This is a genomic window from Enterococcus sp. DJ147D b, assembly GCF_058216655.1.
In genome coordinates this window covers 19981-35674 of record NZ_JBZADF010000002.1, presented here as the reverse complement: position 1 = coordinate 35674, position 15694 = coordinate 19981, and the positions used below count along the sequence as shown (strand labels likewise).

At 34.4% G+C, this 15694-nt stretch carries 16 protein-coding genes; all 16 read left to right on the top strand.

Annotated features, from left to right (window positions below):
* The first annotated feature begins 233 nt into the window (after positions 1-233).
* The 16 genes from AC4BD1_RS12380 (at position 234) to AC4BD1_RS12305 (ending at position 15571) form a co-directional block, all read left to right on the top strand.
* Positions 234-452, top strand: coding sequence for a hypothetical protein (locus tag AC4BD1_RS12380; RefSeq protein WP_490486059.1), 219 nt, complete (start codon positions 234-236; stop codon positions 450-452).
* Between the two features lie 47 nt (positions 453-499).
* Positions 500-682 (top strand): hypothetical protein, encoded by a 183-nt coding sequence (locus AC4BD1_RS12375; protein ID WP_490486058.1) that lies wholly within the window; start codon positions 500-502, stop codon positions 680-682.
* Between the two features lie 444 nt (positions 683-1126).
* Positions 1127-3613, top strand: a complete 2487-nt coding sequence (locus tag AC4BD1_RS12370; protein WP_490486057.1) for a hypothetical protein — start codon at positions 1127-1129, stop codon at positions 3611-3613.
* 64 nt (positions 3614-3677) lie between these two features.
* Positions 3678-4385 carry a class A sortase gene (locus AC4BD1_RS12365; RefSeq protein ID WP_490486056.1) on the top strand — a complete coding sequence of 236 codons (708 nt, stop codon included), beginning with the start codon at positions 3678-3680 and terminating at the stop codon, positions 4383-4385.
* Between the two features lie 16 nt (positions 4386-4401).
* The gene (locus tag AC4BD1_RS12360; RefSeq protein ID WP_490467390.1) at positions 4402-4767 is read left to right on the top strand and encodes a hypothetical protein; all 366 of its coding nucleotides are present in this window, start codon (positions 4402-4404) and stop codon (positions 4765-4767) included.
* 2 nt (positions 4768-4769) lie between these two features.
* A complete protein-coding gene (locus tag AC4BD1_RS12355) occupies positions 4770-5318 on the top strand; it encodes a hypothetical protein (RefSeq protein ID WP_490486055.1) in 549 nt (182 codons plus the stop codon).
* A gap of 74 nt (positions 5319-5392) precedes the next feature.
* Complete coding sequence (locus AC4BD1_RS12350) at positions 5393-6127, top strand: hypothetical protein (protein ID WP_490486054.1); 735 nt, start codon at positions 5393-5395, stop codon at positions 6125-6127.
* Positions 6087-7151, top strand: a complete 1065-nt coding sequence (locus AC4BD1_RS12345; RefSeq protein WP_490486053.1) for a hypothetical protein — start codon at positions 6087-6089, stop codon at positions 7149-7151. Before AC4BD1_RS12350 ends, AC4BD1_RS12345 begins: the two co-directional genes overlap by 41 nt.
* An 11-nt stretch (positions 7152-7162) precedes the next feature.
* Positions 7163-7396: a hypothetical protein gene (locus tag AC4BD1_RS12340; RefSeq protein ID WP_490486052.1), complete on the top strand. Its 234-nt coding sequence runs from the start codon at positions 7163-7165 to the stop codon at positions 7394-7396.
* Between the two features lie 29 nt (positions 7397-7425).
* The gene (locus tag AC4BD1_RS12335; protein WP_490486138.1) at positions 7426-7578 is read left to right on the top strand and encodes a putative holin-like toxin; all 153 of its coding nucleotides are present in this window, start codon (positions 7426-7428) and stop codon (positions 7576-7578) included.
* A 304-nt stretch (positions 7579-7882) separates the two neighbouring features.
* Positions 7883-7969 carry a putative holin-like toxin gene (locus AC4BD1_RS12330; RefSeq protein WP_219842351.1) on the top strand — a complete coding sequence of 29 codons (87 nt, stop codon included), beginning with the start codon at positions 7883-7885 and terminating at the stop codon, positions 7967-7969.
* Positions 7970-8293: 324 nt separating this feature from the next.
* The gene (locus tag AC4BD1_RS12325) at positions 8294-8380 is read left to right on the top strand and encodes a putative holin-like toxin (RefSeq protein WP_219842351.1); all 87 of its coding nucleotides are present in this window, start codon (positions 8294-8296) and stop codon (positions 8378-8380) included.
* A gap of 417 nt (positions 8381-8797) precedes the next feature.
* On the top strand, positions 8798-10738 hold the full coding sequence (locus AC4BD1_RS12320; protein ID WP_490486051.1) for an AAA family ATPase: 1941 nt from the start codon (positions 8798-8800) through the stop codon (positions 10736-10738).
* Complete coding sequence (locus tag AC4BD1_RS12315; protein WP_490486050.1) at positions 10728-14258, top strand: hypothetical protein; 3531 nt, start codon at positions 10728-10730, stop codon at positions 14256-14258. Before AC4BD1_RS12320 ends, AC4BD1_RS12315 begins: the two co-directional genes overlap by 11 nt.
* Positions 14259-14316: 58 nt before the next feature.
* Positions 14317-15066, top strand: a complete 750-nt coding sequence (locus tag AC4BD1_RS12310) for a hypothetical protein (protein ID WP_490486049.1) — start codon at positions 14317-14319, stop codon at positions 15064-15066.
* A 262-nt stretch (positions 15067-15328) separates the two neighbouring features.
* On the top strand, positions 15329-15571 hold the full coding sequence (locus AC4BD1_RS12305; protein WP_490486048.1) for a hypothetical protein: 243 nt from the start codon (positions 15329-15331) through the stop codon (positions 15569-15571).
* Positions 15572-15694: the final 123 nt, after the last annotated feature.

Genomic DNA, 15694 nt, shown 5'->3' with positions numbered 1-15694 from the left:
TTATTAAGCAGAGAATTGAATAATTCACTGCTTTTTTTATTTGCAAAAATAAAAAAGAGGTAGCAGACCACTCGCTACCTCACAGAATATTGAAGAATGGAGTTGCCTGTTTCCGTCAAGCAACTCCGCCTGCATATGGTAATGAATGTATACATTCATTATCCAACGAGTTTACCATAAACGAATGGAATAAAAAATAAATCTGATGTTTAGTCATATTCAAGGAGGATAAGATGAAAGAAACATCAATGTTACTGGCAAGAAAAGCGATTGGAAAAGATACAGAGGTTCTATTCATGCAACAAGGGAAGGAATTTGTAGTGAGTATCTGTATTACTAAACTTCAAAAACCTTACTACTGCAATCAACTCTATAAATATTTTGAACTAAAAGAACAAGCAGAACAATTCTTTGAAGAGGTAATGACGATGACAGAACAAGGAGAGGTTTAGTGAAAAATAAGCGAGGTACTGCAATTAAATGAAGAAAGGAGAATAGTATGAACTACGAAGTAAAAGAAATTGTATGTGATTGGGGAATTTTTATAGATAGTGAACTCTATCCACATATGATATTTAATAGTAAATCAAATGCAGAAGAAGTGAAGAGAATTTTAGAACTTGATTGTCAGCATAGACGATTTGATGAGTCTCACTTAGATGAGGTAAATAGATGGAATTGATAGGGATAATATTAATTGTAATGTTGATAATACTTATGTGTGCCGTTTTGGTTATCGTCCTGGCTAATTTTTTTCAGGAGTCAAACAGGAGAAAAAAAATTCTTTATGTATGCGATAAAATTGTTGGCGTTATTTTCGTTATAATGTGTCTTTTGGTTATTGGATTACTAGTTGAATTAGGTATCGAACTCTATGCTCACTTTATTTACTCTAAATAATGAATTTGCGTAGAGGTGAAATAAAAATATTACTAAGAAAAAAGGCGGAGAATCAATCATTCACTGCTTTTTTATTTGCAAGGAGGAACACATGACAGATGAGTGTAACATTCGTATTCGTGGTGATCCATGAATCAAAAAATAAATAGGTAAAACACAAGGGGCATGAATTTCATGTCCTTTTTTATATAGATAAAAATAATTTGGTTTAGAAAGAGGATGGAAAATGAGTAAATTAAGCAATAAACAAAAAAAGGTATGGAAAAAAAGACTTGCCGCGACAATGGTGTTAGGTGCAACGGTGGCAGGTGTTGCTACAACAAGTACCATTGTACTTGCAGAAAAAGGAAATGAGCAAAAAGTAGAAAGTCCAACAAAATATGAAAAAGCACTAGGAAAATCAGATGCAAAAAAAGCAATCAGTTCGTTTGCTTCAAGCGATTATGTGTCTGTACTCGATGATCCAGAATCAACAATTGTAGATGATAAAACAATCATTTCTTCTGATTATGATTTTTCTGCTGGCTTCATTGAAGGGAAAACAACGGTTGAAACGATTGGTGCTGGATGGGAAGACGGCTTACAACAACCTGATGGTTCGTTAAGTTCAAGAGGAATTCATATCAATGAGAAAGACATTGTCAAAGGTGAAACAGGTGTCATTTATCACCATGTTTCGGCAAACGGACAAGATGTTGATATGAAAATGACTGTAAAAGACTTTACTGGTTATAAACAAGGTCAAATTGGTACTTTGGCGATGAATGTACAAGATCAAATCGGTTCATGGATCAATCGTATGGTCGATATTACGTTTGATGTGGAATTTTTAAAAGCTGGTACAAATGAACAAATTACGCTTAAGGGCTTCTTTACATGGTCAGATATCGATTGGTTACAGTCCGTTACGATTAATAAAGATATGGTTGATAAATCAGATGGTATTTTAGTTTCTTCTGACAGCTGGTTACAAACGAAAACATTAGAAGATGGCTCGAAAAAATTTGCAGAAGTGAACAACGAAGGCAGTGATGACTTAGATCCATGGGCAATGTTTACTGTGTTATTCCGAGATGTATCTGATTTTAGTTATACATTCAGCACTAATGCTGATCCATCGAAAGAATGGACAGAGGAAAACGACTGGGAATATGCTTGGCAGGGAAATACGGCAGTGAAACCTGCGCAGTCAGAAGTACCTGCGCCAACGAAAGTAGTATCCGATTCTGATGAGTTAGACGTAATCAATAATACGTTAAACGAAATGAAAGAAGGATTCACTTATACGATTTATCAAATTATTCCCGGTGAACTAGAAAAATTCCACCATAAATCATATGAACTGTTAGATACGATTATTCCAGTGCTAAAACGTACGTCTGATGTTAGAACTTCTGATGAAACAGGAACAGACCGTTCAAGTTGGTTTAAAGATATGTCTGAAGGCAATAATATTCGTATGGTAGCGACTGAAGAAGCATTGAGTAATCCAGATTTCTACGCACATACGTACTCTTTCGAATTTGATACGGAAGTTCGAGCTGGAGCTGATTTATCGGAATATCTAGGTGAAGACGGATTGTATCATTTCCCGAATGAGGCAAAGGCGATCATTGATGGTGAAGAAAAAACAACACCACCAACTGACACAGTTGTAAAGGATTATGATTCTGATCCACAAAAATATAATGTTGACGAAAATGGTGAAGAAACAACTGATGCGTTACAAGGCAAAAAAGGTGATAGCGTAAGCTATTCTATTCGTAATCAAGCACCGTATTCAATTACAGGTAAAGAGTTTTCATTAACAGATAATGTTTCAGATTATGTTGATATTGATCCTGCTTCTCCTAAGGTCGAAGTGACTGATGACAATGTGACTGAAAGTAATACAGGGAAAGACAACAGCACGTCTACTGATGAAGATGAAGACTTAAAAGTTACGTTGAACAAATGGATTGTTAAAGCAGAAGAATATCTTGCTGATTCAGAGAAATATGACGAAACAGCAATTGCGACACTACAAGAGTTCACAGACACAGCAAAAGAAGATTTAGCGAAAGAAGATGTATCAGATAAAGTTCTACAAACAGATATTGATGCGTTGATTTCAGCAATTAAAGTTTTAGATGAAGACGTTGATTCTGATAAAGACACGTCTACTAACAAAGAAACAGTTGATGTGAAAGATGCGAAGTGGACAGATATTACTGATGAAGGTACGTTAACCGCTGATAAAGAAACAGGACAAATCAAGTGGACGTTATCGAAAGAAAAAAGTTCACTATTAGCAGGCAAACACTATCGTCTAACATTTGGCGGAACATTAAGCAAAGATTTAGACTACTCATTACTTGAACAAGAAGATGGGTATGCGATTGTACCAAACGTCGCAACTGAAACAATTGGCGACAATGACAAAGATACAAACGAAGTGGATCGTTTAGTTCCGGAAGACGAAAAACCAGTAACACCAACTGATCCAGAAACGCCTAAAGAACCTGAAACGACGCCTTCTGAAGCACCAAAAGAATCCGTTGTTGAAGAAGACACTGGCGCAAAAGTCTTACCAACAACGTTACCTAAAACAGGAGTAGATGCGAGTACAGAAACGAAAGCTGAAACTTCAGGAAATGGTGTGTTGAAAGCAGTTGCGGCTGCTACTGGTACAACAGTTTCATTATTTGGTTTTGCTAAATTCTTTAAAAAATAAAATAGTAGAATAAACAGGGAGAAGAAGGAGCAAATGTTCCTTCTTCTATTTTTAAGGAGAATATATGAAAAATTTTTTTAAATCAAAAAAGGGAAGAGCTTTAATACTTGTTGCTTTGATTAGTATTTTTGCAGGAAGTATTTTTTTAGGTTATCAGACACTAAAAGATTTTGAAAATGTTCAAGCCACAGAAGAAACGGTATCTAGTGAAGAAGAAGCATTAAAAATCAGAAAAAATATGAATACAGATGAGCGTATTCAATTAGCGAATGATGTAAGTGAACTGGATGAAAATGGGCTTACTGATTACGAAGCGATGAAACGTCCAAAACTAAAAGAAATTGAAGAAGCGCAGGCGCATGTAAATGATCTGAATGCAATGTATGTTGGAACTGTTGAAATCCCTTCAATTAACCTTGATATCAATATTTTAGAAGGTACAACATACGAAAGAATGTTGTATGCAGCAACAACAATTTTTCCTGATTCTGTGATGGGTAAAGGAAACTATGCATTAGCTAGTCATAACATGGGTCAAGAAGGACTAATGTTTACTTCACTTTATAAGGTAAAAGAAGGCGATGATATTTATTTGAAAAATAATGAATCTGGAAAAACATTTCATTATCAAACAACGTCTGTAGATATTGTGAATTATAAGGATGCTTCTCTTTTAGAAGATCAAGACGAGGCAGTCGTTACATTAATTACATGTGAAAATATTTATGACACGACAAATCGAGTAGTTGTACAAGGCTCTTTAGTCGATTAATTGGAGGAACATATAGATGAAAAAAACAGTAGATGGCGCTTTATTTGTACATTTAGGAAAAGATACAACCGTTGAATTTGATACCAATAATAACGAGAACTTACTTACTCTTCGTCTTAAACCGAACAAGTTGGGCGAATTTATTGGAAATGGTGTTATAACAGAACAAAATATATTTGATAGAGAATATATCGGCATTATTAGTAGAACGAATGGAAAAACCTATGTACGAATTGATCGGGATCAAACGCTAAAATATGAAGCAAATAAGCGACCGTTCAATAATCAAGGGTTTCTATTCTTCATCGACCAAGAAAAAACAGCAAGAAAAGATCAGATTTTTAATTTGTTTACAAAGGGCAAAAAAAACGTGGTTAAGTAAGCATGAGAAAAATTAAAGAAAAAGCATTCTGGAAAGTAAGTTTTTTGATTGGGCAATTAAAACCACAAGAGAAATTTTTCAAAGCAGGTATAGAGATAATCATTGGTCTTTTGATTGCTGTTACAGGAATTACGTTTATCGCTCTAAGTAACAGTCATCATTACTCTGAGATATCTATAACACCAACAAAATTTTTCAATATGTTAGATACGGATAACGGAAAGATTAATCAGGAAATGACATTAATTATTTATCACACTGACTGTCCTGCTTGTCAAAAATTAGAAAATAAGATTGTGCGCGGAGTAATACAGAAAGAGAATGAGGATAGTAGTCGAGAATATGTTGCTGTGGATGTAAAAGCGATGACAGGAGAGCAACTACAATCCGTAAAAGAAAAATTTCCTGATTTACTGGTGGATGGGAATAAAATCTCTACTCCAACTGTAGCAAACATTGAAATAGAGCTAGATGGACACATCCAAGTGATTGATAAAAATACAAATGGTGATATGAGTAAAATACTAAAAATATTGAATAGTACAAGATAAAACTTAATTAATGTGGAGCAGCAGATACAGTTGTTGTTGCCACAAATACATACTTAAAAAAGAGGAGGCAAGGTATGGATAAAATAAACTATCATAAAATGATTGCTAAAATTAAGTATTTAATTTCAATACTCTTAACGTTTCTGGTGGTAATCATAGTTATTACTCTATTGACTACAGTAATTTATTTCTCAGGAAAAGTTGATATGTCGATTAGATTCATAGAATCATTCGAAAATATGGTTCTTTTGATCCTATTGGTGATGGCCATTGTATTTAATTGTTATTTACTTATTCGACTGAGAAAGAGAAAACAATTTGATAATAAAGAAATACTAACTATCCTATCCATATTTAATTGTGTGCTGATTCTTACGTCTTTTGTACCTCTTTTTGTAATTAGAAGAGGATCAAATGTTAAATCAGTGGAAGCAGTTGTAAAAAATACGTATGCTTTTTATGGTCTCCTCGCTTTATTAAGTTTTATAGGTATGACTATTACTATCTATTTACTAAAAAGAAAAATTCTTAAAAATAATTGGTGGCTATTTTTAATCTCTCTCCCATATGCAGTGAGTGGATGGAGTTTTGTGGAAGACTATCAATTATTTAGGAGCTTAGTAACAAGTAATGATTTTGATTATGAGAAAATATCGGAAATGTTGAATTCTAATGTCAATATGAATGTGTTACTGCTAAATCAAGATTGGTATAAAGGTATTGCGTTTATTTTTGAAGTATCAATTTTAATGTTAGGAGTGATAGTAATTGAAACTACTTGGAAAAAGACAGAAAAAATTCGAGCCTAAAGGAGATGAGCGAAGAAAAAAGAAAAAATTAGGTTTGAACAAATACAAAAATCCATCAGATGTTAAATTGTTCTATAGAATGCCCCTGTTTTTAGTTCTAGGGGCGTTGCTTATGTTTTTAGGTATAACTATAGGTCAGAGCAACATATCGGCTTACAAGCGAGAGATATTGACACATTCGATGGCCAAAGGTGAGGAACTGAAAATCAGAGAAGGGAATTCTGAAGGGAAATTGACGCTGGGAAATACTTTGCTTAGTCAGGATGGGAAAACATTAGTAGCAGAAATTCAATATGACTCAAGTGCACATCAACAGCTATCCTCATTCGGTAATAACTACAATCTATATTTGATTGATACAGAAAAATACTTGATGGAAGATGTTACAGTATCTTATGGAATGTTTGAAACTGACGGCTCAGGAATTTTAACTTTACACAGTGACAAGGGTTTTGAGGATAAGGCGTTTATGGTTTTCATTCTTGATAAAGGTCAATTGGTTTCATCATCAGACTTAATGACCTCTACGTATTTAACAGATGGTGAAATTGATCGCTCTTTAGCAGCACAGTTAGCACAATTAGATAAAGTGACCGAAGAAAAAGCAACAACAAATGAAAAAGAAACATTACCACCAACATACATTGTTAGACTTAATGCTTTCAGTGCGGAAAGAGCATTACGTAACTGGAACGATGATGGAGAAATGTTAGAAGATTTAATTATTGATAAAAATTTACAAAAATTAAATAAAGAAAAAAAGAAATTAGTTGAAAAACAAGCAACTGGAAAACATACACTTGAAGAAATGGAAAAACGGTTAAAAGAAAACCCAAAAGACGAAACAGCTAAAACTTCAATTACAGATTTAAACAATTCCTTGAAAAAAATCGATAGTGAGATAAGTAAAATTGAAAATAAAATAGTAGAACTAAATAGAAGTAGTATATCTTCAGATAGTTTAGAACCCAAACAAACGCAATTTGAGAAATTTACTGTTGTAGATTTAGAGAGAGTTAAATAAGGAGATAACAAATGACAATAGACGAGTTAAAGCGGATCATCATACAATTTATGAAGGATAATCCAGATGAAACAGATGAAACTATTTATAAAATAGTAAGGAGTGCTCGGAAACAAGTAGTTGTTGAGACGCTACCCAAATACACGCCAATAGAAGTAGATGATCGAGTGGAACTTTTAGAAGAATTCGAAGAAGAAATTGCCGAAATTGAGTTTGAAGAATTTATGGATGAAGCAACGATTTGAACTCCGTACGACTAAATTCACGAGTGTTCTTGGGTGATGCTTATGAGCATTTTCCTACTTCGTCGAAGGGAGTAGCATTTTTGTCTGTTGCTGAAGCAATTGGATTGATGATTCAATTTGGATCGTTGATTATTGCGTTAGTTGGCGTAATGTTAACTATAAGTAAGAACAACAAAAAATAAACCCGTCATAAAACTCTGGCAAGTTTGACGGGTTTATTAACCATTAAAATTTTGCTGCCGTCTAAGGCTACAAAGGGAAGTCATGTTGACGCATGGATAGTATAGCACAAAAACACTAAAACATTCAAATAGCTTACAGCAAGCATCTGAAAAGGCTATGCCATAATGTCCTAGTTTTACAAATTCAATGATTTAGTATTATGGTATAATTTAAGAGTAGAAAAGTGAAAAGATGGTGGCTAATCTCTTGAAAAAGGGGTGATGCCTATGGTTCATAGCTTTATCCCTAGAAGGGAGTAGGCACGTGTCAACTTTTGAAGCAATTCAACTGATGATCGCTTTTGCGACGTTAGTTTTGCTGATTATTGACCATAAAGACCAAAAAAAATAACCATCTAATTACTTTGGCAGGGAATTAGATGGTTCAAAACATTTATTCAAAAGCCACCGTCTTTTTAACGGTTCTACATTGGGGCTATGTTCGAGCATAGCTCCTTTTTCTTGCCTTCAGTATAGCACAAGAACACTAAAACATTCAAATAGCTTGCAGTAAGCAACTGAAAAGGCTATGCCATAGTGCCCTAGTCTTACAAATTCAATGATTTAGTATTATGGTATAATTTAAGAGTAGAAAAGTGAAAAGATGGTGGCTAATCTCTTGAAAAAGGGGTGATGCCTATGGTTCATAGCTTTATCCCTAGAAGGGAGTAGGCACGTGTCAACTTTTGAAGCAATTCAACTGATGATCGCTTTTGCGACGTTAGTCTTGCTGATTATTGACCATAAAGACCAAAAAAAGTAACCATCTTCTAACTTTGGCGAGTTAAGATGGTTACAATATACACTTAATGATGCTACCGTCTTTTTAACGGTTCTACTGGAGGGCTATGTGATCGCATAGCTCTCTTTCTTTTGATTTAGTATAGCACAAGAACACTAGAATATTCAAATAGCTTGCAGTAAGCATCTGAAAAGGATATGCCATAATGTCCTAGTCTTGATGATTATTGATCATAAAGACCAAAAAAATAACCATCTAACACTTTGACCGGTTATAGATGGTTAAAACACTATTTATATCGTAGTCACCGTCTTTTTAACGGTTCTACATTGGGGCTATGTTCGAGCATAGCTCCTTTTTCTTGCCTTCAGTATAGCACAAGAACACTAAAACATTCAAATAGCTTGCAGTAAGCATCTGAAAGGAGAGATTTTTTAAGTGCCTAGTATATTAGAACTATATATCCCAGAAAATATAGCTGAAAAGTATCAGGGTTCACTCAGTGAGTTACAAAGGGGAGAGAACACGCTTGTAGGAAATCAAGTTCAGTTAGAAATGTTAGAAGTATCGATGATGAATCCTGACATGCCAAACTGCATGATTTTAGGAGAACAAGGTGTTGGTAAAACAGCGCTAGTTGAACAGTTTCTATATGAACGACATATTTCGGATAGACCAATGTTGATTGTCTCATTATCTATTGAAGCCTTGGGGGAGTTACCAGAGAATATCATGGTTAGTAGAATGCGCACACTGTTGCATGATATGAAAAAAATTAAAGAGGAAACAATCAAAAAAAATGCTATTAAGAATTTTGACTTATGTTTGTTCATAGACGAGGTTCATAAGTTAAATCGTTACGGATTTTCTAATGGCTCATCGGGTGCAATGAATGCTCTAAAAGAAAGCACAGCAAGAGGAGAATTTCCTTTAATTGTCGCTACAACGGACTATGAGTATCGAAAACATATCGCACCTGATTTAGCGTTTGATAGACGTTTTTCAAAAATCATTCTTTCAGAGCCGAATAAGCGAGCAGTTAAAAAAATTTTAAAAAGACGGATTGAAATTTGGCAAAATCGAGGAGTAATTACTGAAGCTGTCGAAGGTACGTTTATCGATGAATTAGTTGATCTATCAGATGCGTTCATTCGAAATCAAGTGAATCCAGCAAAATCTTTATCTATTCTTGCTTCATCTGTAGCTTATGTACAAAACCAAAAAATTAAATATCAAAAAGAACAAACCTTAGACCATGATGTTCTAAGGTTTGTTTTTATGTCTGAAGGCTACAATATTGAATCAGAAGTTAGTGCAAACGAGGTAGAAAAAGTAATTGAGACGCGGATACGAGGACAACCCCTCGCGCGAATGTATTTAAAAGATTTAGTGAACTCTTTTTTCTATACCAAGAGAAACTTTAAAAGGCCATTGATTCTTGCTTTGCTGATAGGCACAACAGGGACAGGAAAGACTGAAACAGCAAAAGCCTTGGCGACTGCGCTTTTTGGTAGAGAGGATGCCATGATTACCATAAACGGAGGAGATTATTCAAATCCAGAAGACGTCATGTTGGCCCAACATTTTATTGGAGATAGTGTAGCAGTAAATAAGCAACAGGTTATCTTACTTGATGAGATAGAAAAGTCTCATCCTAATGTTTTAAATGGCTATTTACGAATGATTGATGAAGGGATTGTACGAGATAGTTTAGGAATTGAACGCTCAATCAACAATACAGCCTTAATTGCGACGTCAAACTTAGGAGCGAGAACATTTTCAGATTTAGCAGAAACAATGAAAATTAATACAATTGATAATCCTAATGAGATCAGCGAGGCAATCATAGATGAATGGTATAAACAGGAAACATCTGTGAGAGAAGCGCTACAAAATGGAGATGAAGGAAGAAATAATGGAATTAGACCTGAGTTTTTGGAACGATTCCAATTATTTGTTCCTTATTTTCCGTTACCTAGACAAATTATTGCTGAAATTGCTCGTAAAAAATTGGAACAATTTCGTGATGAAATGAAGTCGATTGGCTTTCTTATTCAATTACCAAAAGTCAAATCAAAAGAATTTTGGAAAACAAAAGAGGTTAAGTATGAAAATGTAGATAGCGTGAGTGTGATGATCGCTGAGGACATCATTAACCGAAAAGGTTCAACAACAGGTGCACGTGCAATTAACCGATTCATTGATAATTCAGTAAAGATAAAAGTAGCAAATGCAATTGCAGAACGAGAAAGGTTGGAGTTGTCAATGGATGGCGTTTTTCAAATTACGACAAACGGAAAGGCATCTTTTGAGGACCATAGTCATGAAAGACCAGATGTTTCAGTAAGGTTTGTGGGAAGGAGAGGGAATGCTGATTAATAAGAAACTTAGGTTTAAATTAGCTGGAAAGAAAATAAGCAATAAACTAATGAATATATTTTTTTCTAGTCTAAAAAGTAAGGTTGTAGTGTTATTAGCAATTGTTGGTTTTTGGTCAGTAGGATCTAAAATGACAACCGTTGATGCCTACTCTTTTGGTTCTGTGTATCAACATTATCTTTTAGGGACGCAGTCTGAGAATTTGATTGAAGGTAATTCTGATACAAAGGTGATGGTTCTAGGAAGTCTTGGTTCTGGAGGAGCAGCAGGAGAATTTTCGTATGATGACATTATCAATTCAGCAAATGATGATAGTAAAGAAGACGCAAAAAAGTTCGTTTCAATGATGTCAACCTATTCAACGTTTAATTATTTTTCGAATCAGATTGAAGGATTTTCGAGTGTCATACCATCTGTAGTGCGAGCAATTTTAGGGTTAATTTTAATGCCACTAGCGTTGATGATGGACTTGTTAGCTTTAATCATTCCAACAATCGTTGGACTTATTGCGAAGTTGAACGTCATCAATTTATTGGCTACGAGCATCGAAGGTAGTCAATACACGTCAGCATTAGAAAGTATATTAGGTATTTCTGCTAGCACGATAGCAAAGCTAGCTACTGCTTTAATGTCTTTTGCTGTCGCAATGATTATTTTAACAGCCATTCGTATATTTAGGACAGATTCAACCATTGAACAACGGCAAGTAAGTAAATTAAAAGGTCGATTAGTCACTTTGATTTGTTTGCCACTAATTGTAGGAATAAGCGCAGATTTTTTAAGTAAAGCAATGGATTTTAGTACATCCGTTAGCGCTACTTCTGCTGAATTTAGTCGATACTTAATCGATGATCGTTCATGGGCATACAATTTTAATTTTGCACCAAATGGAAATGATTCGAACGATGCGAATATTGTCCCTTCTTCTGATGGCTCTTATGTTGATTTAGATTTGAATCCATATAAGAGTAGTGCCGTTTCAAGAATTAATAGTATTAATGAGAATAGCTCAATACTAAATAATGAAAGTAATAAAGTCTTCTCGAATAGTGCGCTTGTACTTGCGTATATGACAAGTGCTACGTTTTCCGCTACAGATTATTTAAACTATAAGGGTACTGAGGCTTCAACTAGACTGTACGGCTCAAGTGTTAGTACAGTCAAAACAATAGGGAGCTATTACACATATGCCAATGATGTAGGTGATAATTTAGTGGATATAGAACATTCTTATGTTCCGTCAACTGGTAAGCCAAGAAAAAAGGAGGAAAATTCTAACAATATGCAAGAAGGTGGCTATGCGAACGCAATCGATGATTATCGTATAGATGATGGAGAAACGTATACATTAAAAGTAAGTCCACAAATTGCATGGCGGGATCGGTATATTTATGGTGGAAAAACATCTGGAGAAAATATGGATAAATACTATAGTGTTGCTCCAAGTTTGGAACAAATCGACAATAATGTAGGATCGAATGGAGAAGAGGAGTATGGAATTACTACCCAATCAGTATTTTTAATGCTATCCACTATTTTTACTGAAACTGGTGGGAAATATCACATGGATACACCAACGAGAGGCGCATACGATAAGCTAGCTTCTTTCGATAGTAATAGAAGTAATTACTATGTGGTATCTATGCTAGGAACACCATTTTTTACAATGTTTGCATTAGTTGCACTACCACTAATTCGTTTAGTTGTTTTATTGACAGTATTAACAGCAGTGCTTTCTTTGGGAATTATTGACATGAATATCCGACCGCTAATGGCGTACTTCAAAGGACTAACAATTGGTTCCATTGAATATTGTCAAGCAATGTTAATTTATGTGATAGGAATAGGAGCTACAATCGCACTGTTAGTAATTCTTCCAGAATTATTAATTTTACTGCTTACTGGAGTAGCTGAACTCATCACATTTCCTAAAAAGTTTGTAGACATTGTGACTATCTCACCACAAGCATCACTTGCATTGGAAGGTGTGAAACATATATTTTCTTGTGTGGTGGCGATGGGTTTTGGTTACTTATATTTAAAATCACCAACATTTAGAAAACAATTAGTCGATGTATTTGCAATGCCCTGGTCGTATGCTTGTGCAGCAGGAGATCGATTAGAAATACAAGCTTCAGGTGGCTTAGGAAGGCGAGCTCAGTCAGAAAGAGACAGGATGCGCTCGAAAAACAAATTAAATGCTGTATTAAATGGTGCCAATCAAAATAATACATCACCATTTGGTGCTCTTGAACAATGGGCAAATGATACAAAGGAAGGGATTAAAAATGATTTGTCGTTTCTCAGAACGAATACAGACGATATTCCAGATGATGATACAGATTTTACACCTAATGAGCCAAAAAACAACAGTACAACAAATCCTACGCAGTCTTCAGCAGACCTAGCTAGAGAAGGAAAAAAAGCAAGAATGTTGAATACTTTAAATGAAATGGAAGCAAGTGAGGATATTCCCGATGACAATAAAAATGATATTACAGTAGCGGAACAATCAATTTCAGAGTTCTACGATAATCCAACTGCTGAAAATTTGACAAAAGCACAAAAGGATCTAGACATTTTAGAAAACAATTTAAGAGATGAAGATATCGAAGATGTATCAGGTTTCCAAAAAGTTCATGATGTCAGAGAAGAATTAAATGATTTAGCTGAAAGTTTCTCAATTAAGTTTGAAGATAAAGACAATAAAGCTGAGAATAATCTAGCCAATGATACTAGTGAAGAAAATTTTATTCAAAACAATAATAATGAAGATTCATCAACAAACCTGGTCGGAAATGAAGGGAGTAACGATGAAGAATTATCAATTAAATCAAGCGATGACACCTCTAATGAAAAGATGCATAGAGAGATAGAAAATAGGTTAAAAGATGGTAAGGCTGAGGAGGAAAAAAATTCAACAATTATCAGAGAAAATTCAGAAGAAATTCGAACGGTCAATAAAGAATCTGTTGACTCTGAAATAAAAACAGTCAAAGATATCACTAAGGAAAAAGAACAAGGCCTGGATCACGTTTGGAAGCAAGATGCAGAAACTCAAAATAAACAGAGTCAATTACAAAAATTAGGTAACACTACAATCAATCAATCAAACGTGAACAATGCTCAAACCGAAAAGAATACTCAAAAATATTTTGAAAAAGAAGTTAATCAAATAGTCAATAACTCTACTGAAAAAACTAATTATCCAATAAATAATCAACAAGCCAACAGTAGTCATTCTAAAAATGAAGTAAAGGAAATTATGCAAATAGAAAACAGCTTAGGTAATTTGAGTAAAAATGAGCATATTTCTAAAGTGTTAAACGAAATGCAGCAAAGTGAAACACCGAAAGACTTTATCGAAAGTATTAAAAAAATGCGTTATTCCTTTAGAGAATTATCTAAAGAAGAAATTCAAACAATAGATAAAGACGAGTTGCAGGAAGGATTAACAAAAATGATGCAGAAGAAGCAACGAAAACACAGGAAGAAGAATAAGTTGGCTTCGAAAAAATAGACACTGAGCGAATTATTCGATACACTTTTTATAATAAAAAAATGATCGGAGAATAGAAATGAAACTAAAAAAATTAGGGTTAGTTGTTGGTCTATCACTAATGACGATGGGGTTAGTTGCATGTGGTAACTCAACGGGCAGTGAAACAGCTAATGCAGCAAAAGAAGTGAGTAGAAAATCGAAAGTCGTTTACGAGAATCAAAAGAATGTAGATGGAGTAATTAAAGCATTAAATAGTGTGCAGCCTAAGTTTAAAGCTAATACTATCGGTGATGATGAAGTTTCTACGGTCTACACTAATGAACCTATAGAGTTTTATAATGAAACAGATGGACAGTATTTTTTAACATATGGTTTCGATGACCCAAAAACAGGAATATCAGAGGTGGCGTTTGCCGACCAAAATAACTTAAATAAGGCTCAATTGAGTGCAGTTGCATATCTAACTTCAGGTATTGATAAAGAAAATAAGTTAAGAAGTAAAAATATATGGAGACATTATCCAGAAGCGTTACATTGGAGTGGTTATCCGTATCAGGGAGTAGATATAGACTATGTGATTATTTCAGATTTGGAAACAGAACCATCTGAAGAAGAACCGAATATGTTGACGATTACTGGAAAGGTCACATACCACTTACACCTTTTAGATGGCTCAGAAATAGACCATGAGTTTACAACCAGCGCAACTCCAGACAGTAGTACGGATCCTATTGATGAAAAACTTATAGAAGAAGCATACAATACGGATAAAATGAATGAAGATTTACCGATTAAGAGAGCGAATTATAAATCGAAAGATGTATGAAATGGTTCAGAGGTAGATCATGAGTTTACAACAAGTGCGACTCCGGATAGCAGTACAGATCCTATTGATGAAAAACTTATAGAAGTAACATACGACACAGACAAAATGAATGAGGATTTACCAATTAATAGAAATAGACCTAAATCTGCAGATAGTGAGTTTGAGTAACAAAAAGTAAATACAAATAAAAGAAGTCGCAAAGTAAATCGTCAGATTACTTTGCGACTTTTAATTTATAAAAAAATCGAAAGTAGGAATTATGATGACTGAATCAATTTTAGAAATAGGTAGATTTGCAATTGGATTATTACTGACATTTGGAGGGGTATACCTTGTGTACACTGGAATTAAATCAGTAATTAAGGGGTTAGGTAGTGATCCGCAGGACTGGAAAAAGGCTATCATTGGTATAGCGATTGCTTTAATTGGAGGTATGATGTTACTTCTAACTGCTGCTGGAGTAATTAATTACTTCAAGACAAACGGACAAACCATCCCACATTAAAAATAGGGATGAAAAAAAGAGCTTGCTAATGACACTTAGCAAGCTCTTTTGATTTGTATTATAAATATCGAATAGCGCAAAATGCGCTTAAAATTCGATTTACCGCATTTTGCGCTATTTTTG